This is a genomic window from Halorubrum sp. SP9 (genome assembly GCF_005435015.1).
In the GTDB taxonomy this organism is placed as follows: Archaea; Halobacteriota; Halobacteria; order Halobacteriales; family Haloferacaceae; genus Halorubrum; species Halorubrum sodomense.
Genome location: NZ_SGXU01000461.1, coordinates 1 through 380 on the forward strand (window position 1 = coordinate 1; position 380 = coordinate 380).

Below are 380 nucleotides of genomic sequence, written 5' to 3' on the forward strand. Positions count from 1 at the left end.
CAACGAGCGTCTCGACGAGGTACAGCCCGATCCCCGTTCCACCGCTCTCGAGTCCCTTCTCGCCCTCCTGGAAGATCTGCGCCTTGTGATCGTCCGCGATCCCGGGACCGTCGTCCGCGATCGACACGCGCACCGTCTCGTCCGACACGTCGGTCGACACCGTGATCTCGGCCACTTCCTTGTCGTTGTGGACGACCGCGTTCGTCAGGAGGTTCCGGAACACCGCCTCCAGCAGGTCGTCCGCCAACACCGTCACGTCCGGAATCGTCTCGTCCACGGTGACAGTCGCCCGGTCTTTGTCCGACCGGATCTGTTCGATCTGCTCGGTGAGTTCGGTGCGGAGGTCGACCGGCGTCTGGTCGGTACCGACCTGTAGCAGC

1 protein-coding gene is annotated in these 380 nt (G+C 64.7%); it reads right to left on the minus strand.

Features of this window, described 5'->3' with window-relative positions:
• Positions 1-380 (minus strand): sensor histidine kinase KdpD (locus EXE45_RS18255; protein ID WP_137695150.1); only part of this gene is annotated, 380 nt, incomplete at both ends.